The organism is Methylococcus sp. S1M (assembly GCF_051295855.1).
GTDB lineage: Bacteria > Pseudomonadota > Gammaproteobacteria > Methylococcales > Methylococcaceae > Methylococcus > Methylococcus capsulatus.
Genome location: NZ_JBPDXO010000003.1, coordinates 153,717 through 167,916, shown reverse-complemented (window position 1 = coordinate 167,916; position 14,200 = coordinate 153,717). Strand labels below are relative to the sequence as shown.

Here is a 14,200-nt window from a genome sequence, read left to right as displayed (position 1 = left end):
ACTAACGGTACTGCAAATCAACCCTACGGCGGATGAACGTGAAAGCCCTCCTGATTCACGCCCGATGGCATGTTTTCCTTTCCCTTGTCCTCCTGGCCGGATGGTGCCTGCCGCTCCGGGCGGAGCCGCCGCTGATCCCCGCCCCGCCCGAACTGCCGGCCAAGGCCTATCTGCTGCAGGATTTCTACAGCGGCCGGGTGCTGGCCGAGCGCAATGCCGACGAGCGCCTGGAACCCGCCAGTCTGACCAAGGTCATGACGGCCTACATCCTGTTCCGTGAGCTCGCCCAGGGACACGTCAAGCTGGAGGACATGGTGACCGTCAGCGAAAAGGCCTGGCGGACGGAAGGGTCGCGGATGTTCGCCCAGGTCGGTGCCCAGATTTCGGTGGAAAACCTGCTCAAGGGCATGATCGTCCAGTCCGGCAACGACGCCAGCGTCGCCCTGGCCGAGCATGTCGCCGGCGATGAGGCCGTCTTCGCCCAGTTGATGAACCAGAATGCCGAGCGTCTGGGGATGACCAATACCCATTTCAAGAACAGCATGGGCCTGCCCGACCCGGACCACTACACCACCGCGCGCGACCTGGCGACGCTGACCCGGGCGATGATCAAGGAGTTCCCGCAGTACTATCCCTGGCACGCCATCAAGGAGTTCGTGTTCAACGACATCAAGCAGGTCAACCGCAACCGGCTGCTATGGCGTGATCCTTCGGTCGACGGCGTCAAGACCGGCCATACCGAAGGAGCGGGCTACTGCCTGATCACATCTGCCGTGCGCGACGGCGACCGGATGGTTTCGGTGGTCCTGGGTACCAAGAGCGATACCGATCGCGCCAACGCCAACCAGGCGCTGCTCAATTACGGCTTCCGCTTCTTCGAAACCAAACCGGTTCACAAGGGCGGCGAAGAGCTCGCCAAGGCCCGCATCTGGAAAGGCGAGCAGACCGAAGTGCCGGTCGGTGTGGACGAGGATCTGTACGCGACCTTTCCGCGAGGGCAGTTCCAGAATCTGAAAACGGCGATGGAAGTGGATGCCGACGCCATGGCGCCGGTCAGAAAAGGCGACAGACTGGGCAGCATCCGGGTCACGTTCAACAACGAGACCATCATCCAGCGGGACCTGGTGGCTCTGCAGGAGGTGCCGGAGGGCGGCATCTTCCGGCGGGCCCTGGACCATGTCCTGTTGTGGCTGAAGCGGCGGCAGGGCTAGATTCGCGGCGTCCTGCCATGAACGGCCCCCTGGTTTATCTCAACGGCGAGTTTCTGCCGCTGGATCAGGCCCGCGTGTCCGTCCTGGACCGGGGTTTCTTGTTCGGTGACGGCGTGTACGAGGTCATCCCGGTCTACGGCGGGCGGCCGCTGCGGCTGGAAGAGCACCTCCGGCGGCTGGACGACAGCCTGCGAGGCATCCGCATGACCTCGCCCCTGATGAGGTCGGAGTGGTCGGAAATCATCGGCCGCCTGATCGATGGGGTGGACGATCAGTCGGTCTATGTGCAGGTGACGCGCGGCGTGGGCCCTGCCCGGGACCATTCGATCCCGGTCGGGGTTCGGCCCACTGTCTTCGCCATGGCTTCGCCGATCACGCCGGTTCCGGTGACCGGCGTGCGCGCGATCACGCTGGAGGATATCCGCTGGCGCTGGTGCAACATCAAGGCCATCACGCTGTTGCCCAACGTCCTGCTGCGGCAGCAGGCGGTCGACCGGGGCTGCGCCGAGGCCGTGCTGGTGCGCGAGGGCCACGTGACGGAAGGGACGGCTAGCAACGTGTTCGCCGTGGTCGGCGGTACCATCGTCACCCCACCCAAGGGGCCCGAACTGCTTCCCGGCATCACCCGTGACTTGGTGCTGGAGCTGGTTCGGGCGGAGGGTCTGCCGGCGCGGGAGCGGGCGATCTCGCTGGAAGAGTTTTCGGGGGCAGAGGAAATCTGGATCACGAGTTCGACCCGTGAAGTGTTGCCGGTGGTCGAGCTGGACGGGCGGCCGGTCGGCCGGGGGAGTCCGGGGCCCGTTTGGGAGCGGGTCAGTGCGCTGTACCAGGACTTCAAGCGCAGGCTCAAGCGTGGCATCACGGCATGAGTCTGGACGCCCTGCTCGAATTCCCCTGTGAGTTTCCGATCAAGGTGTTCGGCCCGGCGGAAGGCGATTTCGCCGCTTCGGTCGAAGCCGCGGTGCGGCTGGCCGCGCCGGAGCTGGAAGAGCTCGGTGTCGCCGTCCGCGCCAGCGGCGGTGGCCGGTTCGTGGCGGTGACCGTGACGTTCATCGCCTCGAGCCAGGCACAGATCGAGGCGATCTACCAGCGCATCGGCACGCTGCCCGGTGTGCTCATGGTTCTTTGACGACTGTTCCGTCCGGGTAGGGTACGAGCCCGGACGCCCTTCCATCCGCCGGCCTCTCCGTCGGCGCAGTGATCACCGAAGTCCGTTGCCAGCCATGTCCGATTCCATCATCGAAACCAGCGACGAAAGACTGCGCCGGCTCGTGCGCGAAGTCGTGGATCTGCTGGAAAAACAGAAGCTGGAGGAGACGATACTTCAGCATCAGCCGATGTCTCGGCATGAGTTGATCGAAAACCTGATGCACAAGCAGCATCAGGTCGCGCTCAGGCAGAAGCTCGATTCGCTCCACGCCGCTGACATCGCTTATGTGCTGGAGTCGCTGCCGCAGGCGCAGCGTCTGGCCGTGTGGGCGCAGGTGGACCCCGAGATGGACGGCGAGATCCTGCTGCATGTCTCGGATGCGGTGCGCGAATCGCTGATTTCGGACATGGACCGGGACGAACTGCTGCATGCCACCGAGCAGCTCGACACGGACGAAATCGCCGATCTGGCGCCCGACCTCCCCGAAGAGGTCATGCAGGAGCTGCTGAAGTCGCTCAATGACCAGACCCGTGCCCAGCTCGAATCGGTCCTGTCCTACGAAGAGGACACCGTGGCCGCGATCATGGATTTCGGCATGGTGGCGATCCGGGAGGATACGACGCTGGGAGTCGTGCTGCGCTATCTGCGCCAGCGCGGCGACCTGCCGGAGAACACCGACAAGCTGTTCGTGGTCGACAAGCAAGGGGTGCTGCGCGGCGTGCTCTCGCTCAAGCGCCTCCTGCTGCGGAGTCCCGAGGCGCGGGTGGCGGACGTGATGTCCAGAGATGTCGTCATGTTCCATCTGGACGACGATGCGTCCGTCGCCGCCCGTGCCTTCGAACGCTATGGTCTGCTGTCGGTGCCGGTGGTGGACGATCAGCAGCGCCTCGTGGGCCGCGTCAGTATCGACGCCATCGTCGATTACATCCGCCACGAGTCCGACGAGGAGGCACTGGCCCAGGCCGGTCTGCTTCAGGAAGAGGACCTGTTTGCCGGCATCTGGAAGAGCGTCAAGAACCGCTGGGTGTGGCTGGGCATCAACCTGCTGACCGCGTTCGCCAGCACCCGCGTCATCGATCTGTTCGACGACACCATCAGCCGGGTGGTGGCGCTGGCCTCGCTCATGCCCATCGTCGCCGGCATCGGCGGCAATACCGGTACGCAGACCAGCACCCTCATCGTGCGTTCGCTCGCCCTCGGGCTGGTCGATTCGTCCAACGTGCGGCGGTTGGTGTTCAAGGAAATCGCCATCGGCCTGATCAACGGCATCGTTTGGGGCAGCGTCATCGGTGTCCTGACCTACGCGCTCTACCGCGATCCGAAACTGGCTTCGGTGATGGCCGCGGCCATGACGCTGAATCTGCTGGTGGCGGCGGTGACGGGGCTGTTCGTCCCGCTGATCCGGGCCCGGCTGGACCTAGATCCCGCCATCGGCACCAGCGTGCTGCTCACCGCCATCACCGACGGTATGGGATTCTTCATCTTCCTGGGGCTGGCCACCCTGTTTCTCCTGAACTGAACGCCGATGGCCTTTCTTGTCCGCATGCTCGGGCGAGCCGACTACGAACCGGTTTGGCGCGCCATGCAGGAGTTCACCGGGCAGCGTGCCGATGACACCGCCGACGAACTGTGGCTGGTGGAGCATCCGCCCGTCTACACCCTCGGCATGAACGGCGATCCCGCCCACATCCTCGATGCCGGGGGGGTGCCGGTGGTCCGGACCGACCGCGGCGGCCAGGTGACCTACCATGGTCCCGGCCAGCTCGTGCTTTATACGCTGGTGGACCTGCAAAGGCGGAAGCTCGGCGTCCGGCGGATGGTCAGCGCGCTGGAACAGGCCGTCATCGGGCTGTTGCGCCAGTATGGCCTCGAAGCGCGGGCGCGCGGCGATGCCCCCGGGGTTTACGTGGACGGGGCCAAGATCGCGTCACTCGGTCTGCGGGTGCGCCGCGGCTGCTGTTACCACGGCGTCGCGTTGAACGTCTGCCCCGAGCTGGAGGCCTTCGACCGGATCCATCCCTGCGGTCATGCCGGTTTGGCGGTGACGCGATTGACCGACCTGGGCGTCGACGCGCAGGTGTTCGAACCGGCGGCGGCACTGGTGCGAGAATTGATGGTCCAGCTCGGCGACGAGGAAATCGCAGCATGAAAACCCTGGATGAAAATCGGGCGCCGTCGCGCCAGACGCCGGAGTCCCATCGGCGGGGCGCGGAAAAACTCTCGCGCATCCCCGTCAAGGTCGAACCCGGCGCGCCTCTACCCAAGCCCGACTGGATTCGGGTCCGGGCCGGGTCGGGCGACGAAGTTCGGCGCGTGAAGCGGCTGCTGCGCGAGCGCGGTCTGCACAGCGTCTGCGAAGAAGCGGCCTGTCCCAATCTGGCGGAATGTTTCGGCCACGGCACCGCCACCTTCATGATCCTCGGCGACATCTGCACCCGCCGCTGCCCTTTCTGCGACGTCGCCCACGGCCGTCCGGCGCCGCCCGACCCGGCCGAACCCGAGCGTCTCGCGGAAACCATCGCCCTGCTGAGACTGCGCTACGTGGTGATCACCTCGGTCGACCGGGACGATCTGCGCGACGGCGGCGCGGCCCATTTCGCCGCCTGCATCCGGGCCTTGCGCACACGCTCCCCAGCGCTGTCCGTCGAGATTCTGACCCCGGATTTCCGTGGCCGGATGGAGATTGCCCTCGATTTGCTCGCCGCCGATCCGCCGGACGTGTTCAACCACAACATCGAAACCGTGCCCCGCCTGTACCGCCAGGCGCGGCCCGGCGCCGACTACCGCCAGTCGCTGGAGCTCCTGGCGCGGTTCCGCGACAAGGTGCCGGGCGTGCCGACCAAGTCGGGGCTGATGCTCGGCCTGGGCGAGACCCTGGACGAGGTGCGCGAGGTGCTGCGCGATCTCCGCGGCCATGGCTGCGAGATGCTCACGCTGGGACAGTATCTGCAGCCCAGTCGGGACCACCTGCCCGTGGTGCGCTACGTTCCGCCGGCGGAATTTGATGAACTCGCGGGGTATGCGCGGGAGCTGGGATTCGCCAGCGTCGCCAGCGCTCCCCTGGTGCGTTCGTCGTATCATGCCGACCAGCAGGCCGCGATCATCGGACGCTGAGACGCCTCCGCCCGGCATCGACCGTTTCGCTTTATGCGAGCGAGTCCGCGTCTGCGGAGTTTTCGACCAACCACGACAGAAGAGGATTTTGCATGCCCGCCTACCCCCGAGCCGAGCTGGAAGAAATGGTCGCGCGCTGGCTGGCCGCCAACCGTGACGCGGAGCGGGCCGGCGACTGGATCCGGTCGCTCGGTGCGATGTACACCGAGGACGCCGAATACGGCTGGAACATGGGGCCCGATCAGGAGTTCCTGGCCCGCGGACGCCAGCAAATCATGGAGTGGGCGCTGGGCTTCCACATGGAGGGTTTCGAGCAATGGCGCTACCCGTACGACCACGTGGTGATCGACGACGCCCAGGGCGAGGTCATCGGGTTCTGGCGCCAGGTATCGCCGGCCCGGCGGCCCGATGGTAGCCACTACGAGGTCGCCGGGCTCGGCGGTTCCTGGTTCCGCTACGGCGGCGACTACCAGTGGAGCTGGCAGCGCGATTTCTTCGACCTGGGCAATGTCAAGGCGTTGTTCATGGAGCTGGCGGCCAACGGCCAGCTCGACGCGCCGGTGCGGCGCAAAATCGCCAGGCTGGCGAAAGGCCAGGCGATGCCCGGTGTCCATCCCCTGCATCCGGCGCCCGGCTTGCTCGCCAAACTCAAGGGATATTACGCGATGGCCCGCATCGTCCTGTCGGGCGGCTGACGAACGCCGTTCGCTGCCGCCGTCATCGATTTTCCCGACTGTTATAATGGGCTATTTGCTCATTTCGGAGAGAAGTCATGGCCTTGATGAAAGTCAGTTCCGGCCGGCAGGTGCCAGAGGACATCCATGTCGTCATCGAGATCCCGGCGTTCAGCGATCCGGTGAAATACGAGGTCGACAAGGAGACCGGGGCGCTGTTCGTCGACCGGTTCATGGGTACGGCGATGCAGTATCCGTGCAACTACGGTTACGTGCCCCATTCCTTGTCGGAGGACGGCGATCCGGTCGACGTCCTGGTGATCGCGCCCTGCCGCCTGCTCAGTGGTTCGGTGGTGCGTTGCAGGCCGATCGGCGTGCTGAAGATGGAAGACGAAGCCGGCAGCGACGCCAAGGTGTTGGCCGTTCCGGTGGACAAGCTTTCGTCGCTGTACTCCAAGGTCAAGTCCTACCGTGACGTTCCCGAACCGCAACTGGCCCAGATCGCCCATTTCTTCGAGCATTACAAGGATCTCGAGCCGGGCAAATGGGTGAAGATCAATGGCTGGGGTGACATCGACGAGGCGCGGCGGGAAATCACCGGCAGCATTGAGCGCTACAACCAGGCCAAGGAAAAGCCGTATTTCTGATTTCTCCTCGAGGACACAGGGCATCCCAGGCGGTGCCCGGCGTTGCGCCGATCAGCACCTCGGCGAAACGCAGCGCGGACTCGAGATTCGATTCCGCCGCCCGGCTCAAGGCATCCCCCAGGTCGAACCGTTCTCCGCGGATGCTCAGGAGATAAGCGGGCGGCGGCTCGCTACGGTTGATGCGCCGGTAGACTTCGAGCAGGGCTTGCGGGCTGACGGCATGGGTGGTGTAGCTGCCGTCGCGCCGGGGAACGAGCCGTTCGAACCGGAACGGCGGGGGGCAGCCGACGTGGGCGTCCACGAACAGCACCCGGTCCCGACCGGCGAGGTCGAGCGCGTGCTCGATCTGGAGCTGGAAATCCTGCAGGAATTCGATGTCCACCCCTGGCGAGCTTGCCAGCCGTTCTTGCAGCGCTTCGAGGAACAGCGGTCCGAGCGCGTCGTCACCCCGGCTCGGGTTGCCGTAGCCGAAGACCAGCAGCCCCGCCACCTCAGCGCGACACCGTTCCGTCCGCCCGTCGGTGCAGACGGTCCAGCATCCGGCCGCCGGCGTTCGTCAGCTCGACGACCAGTGGCATCCTGCCCAGGGCATGGGTGGCGCAGGACAGGCAGGGGTCGTAGGCGCGGATCGCGACTTCGATGTGGTTCAGCAGCCCTTCGGTGATCGTCTGGCCGTCGAGATATTCGGCGGCCACCTGGCGGATCGACTCGTTCATCGCCTGGTTGTTCTGGGTGGTGGAGACGATCAGGTTGGCGCGGGTGACCAAGTCGTTCTCGTCGACCTGGTAATGGTGGAACAGGGTGCCCCGGGGCGCCTCGATCACGCCGATGCCTTCCGGCCGGCGCTCGCCATGGACGACGAGGTCGGTACCCAGCAGCTCCGGATCGTCTAGCAGTTCGCGGATGCTCTCGGCGCAGTGCAGGGTTTCGATCATCCGGGCCCAGTGGAAGGCCAGCGAGCCGTGCACCGGTCCACCGGCGCCTTGGGCCAGGAAGTCCTGCCGAGCCTCTTCGGCCAGGGGGGTGGGAATGAAGTCGCAGTTGTTGATGCGGGCCAGCGGTCCGACCCGGTACCAGCCGTTTTCCTTGCCCAGCGCCTCGATGTAGGGAAATTTCATGTAGGACCAGGAGCGCACCTCTTCGCGCAGGATGCCGGTGTAGCCCCGGTAGTCGAGCTTGTCGAAGATCGTCCGGCCGGAGGCGTCCTTGGCCCGCAGGCCGCCGTGGTAGATTTCGAAGGCGCCGTCGTCGCGGATCAGCCCCATGAAATTGGAACGGATCAGGCCGAAGCGTTCATGATGCTCGCGGTTGGCGAGGTAGATCCGGCGGATAAGCGCGAGTGCGTTGCGGCACCAGCCGAGAACCTGATCGATGTCCTGGCGCAGGAAATCCCTTTCCTCGCACGTCAATGCCTTGTTCATCCCGCCGGGGACGGCGGCGCTGCCGTGGATGCGCTTGCCGGAAATGACCCGGATCACCTCCTGGCCGTATTTGCGCATGCGGACACCTTCCAGGCCCACGTCCGGATACTCTTTCAGTACCTCGAAGATGTTGCGGCGGCCCGCCGGGCTGTCGAAGCCGAGCAGGAGGTCGGGCGTCGCCAGGTGGAAGAAATGCAGGGCGTGCGACTGCAGGAACTGGCCGAAATGCATCAGCCGGCGCAGCTTCTCCGCGGCCGGAGTGAGCCGGTCGACGCCGACGACTTGGTCGATGGCTTTCGCCGCCGCGAGGTGGTGGCTCACCGGGCAGATGCCGCACAGCCGCTGCACCAGCACCGGCAGCTCCCAGTAAGGGCGGCCCTGGATGAAACGCTCGAATCCCCGGAATTCCACGATGTGGAGCCGGGCCTGACGGACGTGGTCGTCGTCGTCCAGCAGCAGGGTGACCTTGCCGTGCCCTTCGACGCGGGTCACGGGGTCGATGACCACGCGTTTCAGGTTTTCGGGATTTTCGGCGGTCTCGAGATGGTCGTACATCGTCCACACCTTCGGGTTTTGGGATGACCCGATGATACCACCGCCAAGCACGGCGCAATCGGGGATCAGATGACCTTGGAATAGGCCCGCCGCTCCCGGTCCTGGCGCAGGTAGCGGTCGAAAGCCATGGCGATGTTGCGGATCAGGAAACGCCCCTTGGGGGTGACCGTCAGGCGGTCCGGCCCCAGCTCCAGCAGTCCGTCCGCCGCCATCGGTTCGAGGTCGTCCAGTTCGGCGGCGAAGTAGCGGGGGAAATCCACCCCATGCTGTCGGCCGAGCCGGACGAAGTCCAGCTCGAATTGGCACATCAGTGCCTGGATCACGGCGCGCCGCAGCAGGTCGTCGTCATCGCATTCCAGCCCGCGCATCACCGGCAGCACGCCCTGGTTGAGCCGGGCGTAGTAGTCCTCCAGGGTGCGGAAATTCTGGCTGTAGGTCGGCCCGACCTTGCCGATGGCGGTGACGCCCAGGGCGACCATGTCGCAGTCGGCGTGGGTCGAGTAGCCCTGGAAGTTGCGCTGCAGACGGCCTTCGCGCTGGGCCAGATTGAGTTCGTTGTCCGCCTTGGCGAAATGATCCATGCCGATGTAGACGTAGCCGGCGCCGGTCAGGTGGGCGACCGCATCTTGCAGGATTTCCAGCTTGGTATCGGCGCTGGGCAGGTCTTCGTCGCGGATCTGGCGCTGTGGCTTGAACAAATGCGGCAGGTGGGCGTAGTTGTAGAGTGAAATCCGGTCCGGATCGGCGGCCAGGATGCGGTCCAGGGTGTGGCGGAAGCCGCTCACCGACTGCTTGGGCAGGCCGTAGATCAGGTCGATGCTGACCGAGCAGAAGCCTTCGGCGCGGGCGGCGGTGAGGACGCGCAGCGTCTCCTCTTCGCTCTGGATGCGGTTGACGGCCTTTTGCACCGCCGGGTCGAAGTCCTGCACGCCCAAGCTCATCCGGTTGAAGCCGATTTCGCGCAGCAGGGCGATGGTGGCCGCGTCCACCTTGCGCGGGTCGATTTCGATCGAGTACTCGCCCTCGGCCAGCTCGAAATGCTCGCGCGTCGCTCCCATCAGCCGGCGCATCTGTGCGTGGTTCAGGAAGGTCGGCGTGCCGCCGCCCCAGTGCAGTTGGCGTACCTCACGATGCGGCCCCAGGTGTCTGGCCTGCAGTTCGATTTCCTTTTCCAGGTAGTCGATGTACTTGCCGGCGTGCTCGCGGTTGGCGGTCACGATCTTGTTGCAGGCGCAGTAGAAGCAGACCGTCTGGCAGAAGGGGATGTGGAAATACAGCGACAGCGGCGAAGGATTCGTCTCGGCCGCGCGCCGGTGCAGCCATTCCTCGTAGCGGGCTGCGTTGAAGTCGGGCAGGAAGCGGTCGGCGGTGGGATAGGAGGTGTAGCGCGGGCCGCTGCGGTCGTATTTGCGGATCAGCGCGGGATCCCATTCCACGCGGAGGGCGGTGTTCTGGCGGTTCATCGGGGGTAGAATCTGGAAAAACCTAAGTGGCGGGGAACGATGCTCCTGGGCTCAGGCCTTGTCAAGCCGGGACCGCCGCGCAAGAGGGCACACCGATGATACTCATTGAAAAGACCGTTCAGGACAGTGCGGCATTTGCCAAGGCCCGATCCAAGGCGAAGGAATACGCCGGCGATCCGGGAAAGCTGGCGTCGCTGCTGGACAAGGCGTCCAAGAAGGCCGAGGCGAAGAAGGGGCCGCTGAGCGAGGTGCGGGATTCGCTCATGGCCTGCCTGCGGCTGCTCAGGGCCTGCGCCCAGAAGCGGTACTCCCTGCCCTGGCAGAGCCTAGGCCTGATCGTCGCAGCCGTGGTCTATTTCGTCATGCCGGTCGATCTGATCCCGGATTTCATCCTGAGCCTGGGGTTCGCCGACGACGCCGCCCTGCTGGCCTGGACCTTCAGGCAGGTGAAGTCCGACCTCGAGGATTTCCGCCGCTGGGAGCTCGAACAGGCGGAGTCCGAGGCGCCGGGCGACGTGGCGGAGGCTTCGTGACGCCGGGCATGCACGGTGTCCGCGTCGTCGCCGCCATGGAAGCCGCCAAGGGCATCGTCGTGCTCCTGGCCGGCTTCGGCGTGGTCGAGTTGTTGCATCACGGGTTGGAGCCCGTCGTCGACGAACTGGTGCGGCATACCCACCTCAACCCGGCCAGCCGTTATCCCCGGATTTTTCTCGATCTGCTGAAGAACCTGTCGGACCAGCGGCTCTGGGCGCTGGCCGCCCTGGCGTTCGGCTATGCCATGCTGCGCTGCATCGAGGCCTATGGCTTGTGGCGCGGGCGGCGCTGGGCCGAATGGTTCGGCGTGGCCAGCGGCGGTATCTACGTTCCTTTCGAGCTCTACGAACTGGCCGAAGGCGTGTCCTGGCTCAAGCTCGCGACGCTGGCCGTCAACCTGGCCGTGGTCGGCTATCTGGCCTACGCCTTGTGGGCGGGCAGCCGATTGCCGCCTCAGCCGGTATCATCTTCGCTCGAGTAGACGCGTCCCTTCCAGCGGCTGCGCTCGCCGCGCCAGTAGCGCAGCGCCGAACTCCAGGTCATGGCCAGATAAGCGCCCGCGATGACTGGCATCAGCAACCCCCAGGCCGCGCTTCTGCCATAGAAGCGCAGGGTGGGCATATAAGTGCCCGCCATGAGCAGCACCGCCCAGGCGGCGGCAAGCGTCACCCCCTCATCGGATGCGAACAGGCCCCCCGCCGGCAGCCAGAACAGGATCAGCATGAGCAGCGTGCACAGCGCCAGCAGCCAGGCCGAGTAGCGCAACTGGGTAAACGCGGTGCGGGCGACCATGTCCCACACGTCGGCCAGCGTGTCGTAGCGGCGCAGGCTCACCACCGCCCGCGACAGTCCGATCCAGGTCCTCGCGCCCGTCGCCTTCACCTTTTTCGCCAGGGTGCAGTCGTCGATGAGCGCGCCATGGATCGCGGCGAACCCGCCGATCCGCTCCAGCAGCCGGGTTTCCAGCATGATGCAGCCGCCCGCCGCCGCGGCGAAGCGGCGGTCCGGCGAATTGGACAGGGCGAACGGATACAGCATCTTGAAGAAGTAGACGAAGGCCGGCATCAGCAGCCTTTCCCAGAAGTTCTCCATCCGTAGCGAGGCCATCAGGGACGCGAACTGGATGCCCTCGCTGCGCATCTTTTCCCGCAGCACGCCCAGGACGCCCGGCTGAAGCAGGATATCGGCATCCAGCAGTACCGTGTATTCGGTGCCGACCCGGGCCACCCCCTGTTCCAGCGCCCACAGCTTGCCGCTCCAGCCCGGCGGCAGCGACTCGTTCCGCAGGAGGGTCAGATCGAGCCCTTCGACGCGCCCGGCCGCCTCGCCGGTGCCGTCCGTCGAGCCGTCGTCGACCAGCACCACGCGCAGACCTCCGCCCTGTTCCTTCAGCGCGGCCAGGGTTTGCCCGATCACCTCGGCTTCGTCCCGCGCCGGGATCACCACCGTGACATCCCCGAGATCGTAGAAGTGTCCGCCCGACGGTGACCGCAGCACCTCCCGGTTGAGCCAGGGAAACCAGGGAAGCGTCAGGACGATGCTCCAGAGCGTAGCGGAAACGAAAACCAGCCCTCCGAAAATCGAATCTGCGGTGTCCATACTTTCCCAGCCGTTCGAGAAGCGCGGGAGTTTCCACGGATGCCGGCGGAAACGCAACCGTCCCGGCTCAATCGGTGTCGCGCAGCATCTTTCGCAGGCCGATCAGCGCCGTGCGCTCCCAGCCCCGCCGGTCGTAGAAGGTCAGCGCCGGTTCATTGGTCCGGTCCGCCAGGAGCTGCAAGCGGGTGAGGCCGGCGTCGGCCGCCCAGCGCTCGATTTCGCCCAGCAGCCGCCGCCCGATCCCTTTCCCGCGGAACTCCCGCGCCACCACCATGTCTTCGACCAGCCCCACCGGGCCGCCCTCGGCGGTGGAAATCAGCGTCTGCACCGAACACATGCCGATCACCCGTCCCTCGCATTCCGCAACTAGCACCCGGTCCGCGCTGCTCCCGATCAACAGGGCGAGTCCCCGGCGCTGGCGGTCCGGATCGAAGGTGAAATCCGCCTCGATGGAGAACAGGGTGCCGAGCAGTTCCACCATGGCTTCGATGTCACGTGTCTCGGCGGGCCGGATCAGGATGTCCATGGTTTTACCTGCAGTGAACTTGAGAAAATGGGGTTCGAGCCGACCGGGGATGGGCCATCCGCCGTGGCCGTCGGGAGCTCCGGCCGCATGGCCGAACCGCCGGGACGGACGGTTGCCATGACGCGGCCTCGAACCGAAACCTTAGAGGAGCCTCGCAAATGAACACAAGTGAACCCAGTGCATCCGACGGAATGTTGGAAAAGCTGATCTCGCACAGGCTGATAGATCTGTTCATCCGGGTCGGGCTGATCGGTTTTCTGGTCATTTACTGCTATCAGATATTCAAGCCGTTCATCGGCTTGATGCTGTGGTCCGTCATTCTGGCAGTGGCATTTCATCCCATGCACGCCTCGCTGGCTCGAAGAATGGGCGACAAGCAGGGTCGCGCCGCGACCGTCCTGGTACTTGCGATACTCCTGTGTGTGCTTGTTCCCACCGCGCTTCTTGCCGTCTCTTTCGCCGATTCGGCGACGGATCTGGTACGGCAGGTCCGGGACGGCAGCCTCAAAGTGCCGGCTCCCCGCGCTTTTGTTGCGGAATGGCCTTTGCTGGGAGACAAGCTGTACGCGCTCTGGTCGGCCGCCCATGAGGACATCGGCAGTGTGGCCGCGAGATTCGAGCCCAAGATTCGCACCGTCACCAAAGAGATATTGGGTTACGCGGCCAGTGCAGGCTCCGCGGTGTTGAAGTTCCTGGTTTCCCTGGTGCTTGCGGGCGTCTGGATGGCCTATGCTTCGTCCGGCCACGCGGCGGCGAGAGCCATCGCCAACCGGATGGCGGGTCCCGGGCAAGGGGACGCCCTGGTCCGGCTTTCGACGACGACCATTCGGGCCGTGGCGCAAGGCGTGATCGGCATCGCCTGCATTCAGGCGCTGTTGCTGGGTGCCGGCTTTATCCTGGTCGGCGTTCCAGCCGCGGGGATTCTGGCCTTGTTGGTTTTGCTGCTGGGTATCATGCAAGTTCCTGCCCTTTTGATATCGCTGCCGACGGTCATTTATGTCTTCATGACCGATGACTCCACGATCGTGGCGATCATGTTCGCCATCTATACGATCGTTGCCGGCTCCGTCGATAACATACTCAAGCCCTTCATGCTGGGGCGGGGCGTGGACGCCCCGATGCCGGTGATTTTGCTGGGGGCGCTCGGCGGCATGGCGACCGGCGGCATCATCGGCCTGTTCCTGGGATCCGTCATGTTGGCGTTGGGGTATCAGTTGTTCATGGCCTGGGTGTATGACGATACCGCGGTGGGAGGCATCCGGGCGACAGGCGGGCAGGAATCCAGGGATCCCCCCCTGGACTAGTG

Annotated in this window: 16 protein-coding genes; 11 read left to right on the top strand and 5 right to left on the bottom strand. The window is 65.2% G+C overall.

Annotated features, from left to right (window positions below; all coding sequences use genetic code 11):
- The first annotated feature begins 32 nt into the window (after nucleotides 1-32).
- From ACSHWJ_RS07295 to ppa, 8 genes are all read left to right on the top strand, one after another.
- Nucleotides 33-1,211, top strand: a complete 1,179-nt coding sequence (locus ACSHWJ_RS07295; RefSeq protein ID WP_017365964.1) for a D-alanyl-D-alanine carboxypeptidase family protein — start codon at nucleotides 33-35, stop codon at nucleotides 1,209-1,211.
- A 17-nt stretch (nucleotides 1,212-1,228) separates the two neighbouring features.
- Nucleotides 1,229-2,080: a D-amino acid aminotransferase gene (locus ACSHWJ_RS07290; protein ID WP_010959476.1), complete on the top strand. Its 852-nt coding sequence runs from the start codon at nucleotides 1,229-1,231 to the stop codon at nucleotides 2,078-2,080.
- Nucleotides 2,077-2,340 (top strand): YbeD family protein, encoded by a 264-nt coding sequence (locus ACSHWJ_RS07285; RefSeq protein ID WP_010959477.1) that lies wholly within the window; start codon nucleotides 2,077-2,079, stop codon nucleotides 2,338-2,340. The genes ACSHWJ_RS07290 and ACSHWJ_RS07285 overlap by 4 nt, the downstream gene beginning before the upstream one ends.
- Nucleotides 2,341-2,434: 94 nt before the next feature.
- Nucleotides 2,435-3,880 carry a magnesium transporter gene (gene mgtE / locus ACSHWJ_RS07280; protein WP_010959478.1) on the top strand — a complete coding sequence of 482 codons (1,446 nt, stop codon included), beginning with the start codon at nucleotides 2,435-2,437 and terminating at the stop codon, nucleotides 3,878-3,880.
- A gap of 6 nt (nucleotides 3,881-3,886) precedes the next feature.
- A complete protein-coding gene (gene lipB / locus ACSHWJ_RS07275) occupies nucleotides 3,887-4,510 on the top strand; it encodes a lipoyl(octanoyl) transferase LipB (RefSeq protein WP_017365966.1) in 624 nt (207 codons plus the stop codon).
- Nucleotides 4,507-5,475 carry a lipoyl synthase gene (gene lipA / locus ACSHWJ_RS07270; RefSeq protein WP_017365967.1) on the top strand — a complete coding sequence of 323 codons (969 nt, stop codon included), beginning with the start codon at nucleotides 4,507-4,509 and terminating at the stop codon, nucleotides 5,473-5,475. The genes lipB and lipA overlap by 4 nt, the downstream gene beginning before the upstream one ends.
- A 92-nt stretch (nucleotides 5,476-5,567) precedes the next feature.
- Nucleotides 5,568-6,170, top strand: coding sequence for a hypothetical protein (locus ACSHWJ_RS07265; protein ID WP_010959481.1), 603 nt, complete (start codon nucleotides 5,568-5,570; stop codon nucleotides 6,168-6,170).
- Between the two features lie 77 nt (nucleotides 6,171-6,247).
- Nucleotides 6,248-6,796 carry an inorganic diphosphatase gene (ppa, locus tag ACSHWJ_RS07260; protein ID WP_010959482.1) on the top strand — a complete coding sequence of 183 codons (549 nt, stop codon included), beginning with the start codon at nucleotides 6,248-6,250 and terminating at the stop codon, nucleotides 6,794-6,796.
- Here the strand turns inward: ppa and ACSHWJ_RS07255 are convergent.
- The 3 genes from ACSHWJ_RS07255 to hemN all read right to left on the bottom strand — a co-directional run bounded on the left by ACSHWJ_RS07255 (nucleotide 6,744) and on the right by hemN (nucleotide 10,235).
- A complete protein-coding gene (locus ACSHWJ_RS07255) occupies nucleotides 6,744-7,286 on the bottom strand; it encodes a hydrogenase maturation protease (protein ID WP_432539553.1) in 543 nt (180 codons plus the stop codon). The two genes, ppa and ACSHWJ_RS07255, sit on opposite strands and share 53 nt — an antisense overlap.
- A gap of 1 nt (nucleotide 7,287) precedes the next feature.
- Nucleotides 7,288-8,772, bottom strand: a complete 1,485-nt coding sequence (locus ACSHWJ_RS07250; protein WP_432539552.1) for a Ni/Fe hydrogenase subunit alpha — start codon at nucleotides 8,770-8,772, stop codon at nucleotides 7,288-7,290.
- 65 nt (nucleotides 8,773-8,837) lie between these two features.
- Nucleotides 8,838-10,235, bottom strand: coding sequence for an oxygen-independent coproporphyrinogen III oxidase (gene hemN, locus ACSHWJ_RS07245; protein WP_432539551.1), 1,398 nt, complete (start codon nucleotides 10,233-10,235; stop codon nucleotides 8,838-8,840).
- A gap of 95 nt (nucleotides 10,236-10,330) precedes the next feature.
- On the opposite strand from hemN, the gene ACSHWJ_RS07240 reads away from it, so the two are divergent.
- Together ACSHWJ_RS07240 and ACSHWJ_RS07235 are read left to right on the top strand one after the other, a co-directional pair.
- Complete coding sequence (locus ACSHWJ_RS07240) at nucleotides 10,331-10,768, top strand: YkvA family protein (protein ID WP_218796783.1); 438 nt, start codon at nucleotides 10,331-10,333, stop codon at nucleotides 10,766-10,768.
- On the top strand, nucleotides 10,765-11,250 hold the full coding sequence (locus ACSHWJ_RS07235; protein WP_017365973.1) for a DUF2127 domain-containing protein: 486 nt from the start codon (nucleotides 10,765-10,767) through the stop codon (nucleotides 11,248-11,250). Before ACSHWJ_RS07240 ends, ACSHWJ_RS07235 begins: the two co-directional genes overlap by 4 nt.
- On the opposite strand, the gene ACSHWJ_RS07230 is transcribed toward ACSHWJ_RS07235, so the two are convergent.
- Both ACSHWJ_RS07230 and ACSHWJ_RS07225 read right to left on the bottom strand, forming a co-directional pair.
- Nucleotides 11,223-12,368 (bottom strand): glycosyltransferase, encoded by a 1,146-nt coding sequence (locus tag ACSHWJ_RS07230; RefSeq protein ID WP_432539550.1) that lies wholly within the window; start codon nucleotides 12,366-12,368, stop codon nucleotides 11,223-11,225. The genes ACSHWJ_RS07235 and ACSHWJ_RS07230 overlap by 28 nt on opposite strands.
- 67 nt (nucleotides 12,369-12,435) lie before the next feature.
- A complete protein-coding gene (locus tag ACSHWJ_RS07225) occupies nucleotides 12,436-12,894 on the bottom strand; it encodes a GNAT family N-acetyltransferase (protein ID WP_218800766.1) in 459 nt (152 codons plus the stop codon).
- 158 nt (nucleotides 12,895-13,052) lie between these two features.
- Here ACSHWJ_RS07225 and ACSHWJ_RS07220 point away from each other — a divergent pair, with 158 nt between their 5' ends.
- Nucleotides 13,053-14,198, top strand: a complete 1,146-nt coding sequence (locus ACSHWJ_RS07220) for an AI-2E family transporter (RefSeq protein ID WP_432539549.1) — start codon at nucleotides 13,053-13,055, stop codon at nucleotides 14,196-14,198.
- Nucleotides 14,199-14,200: the final 2 nt, after the last annotated feature.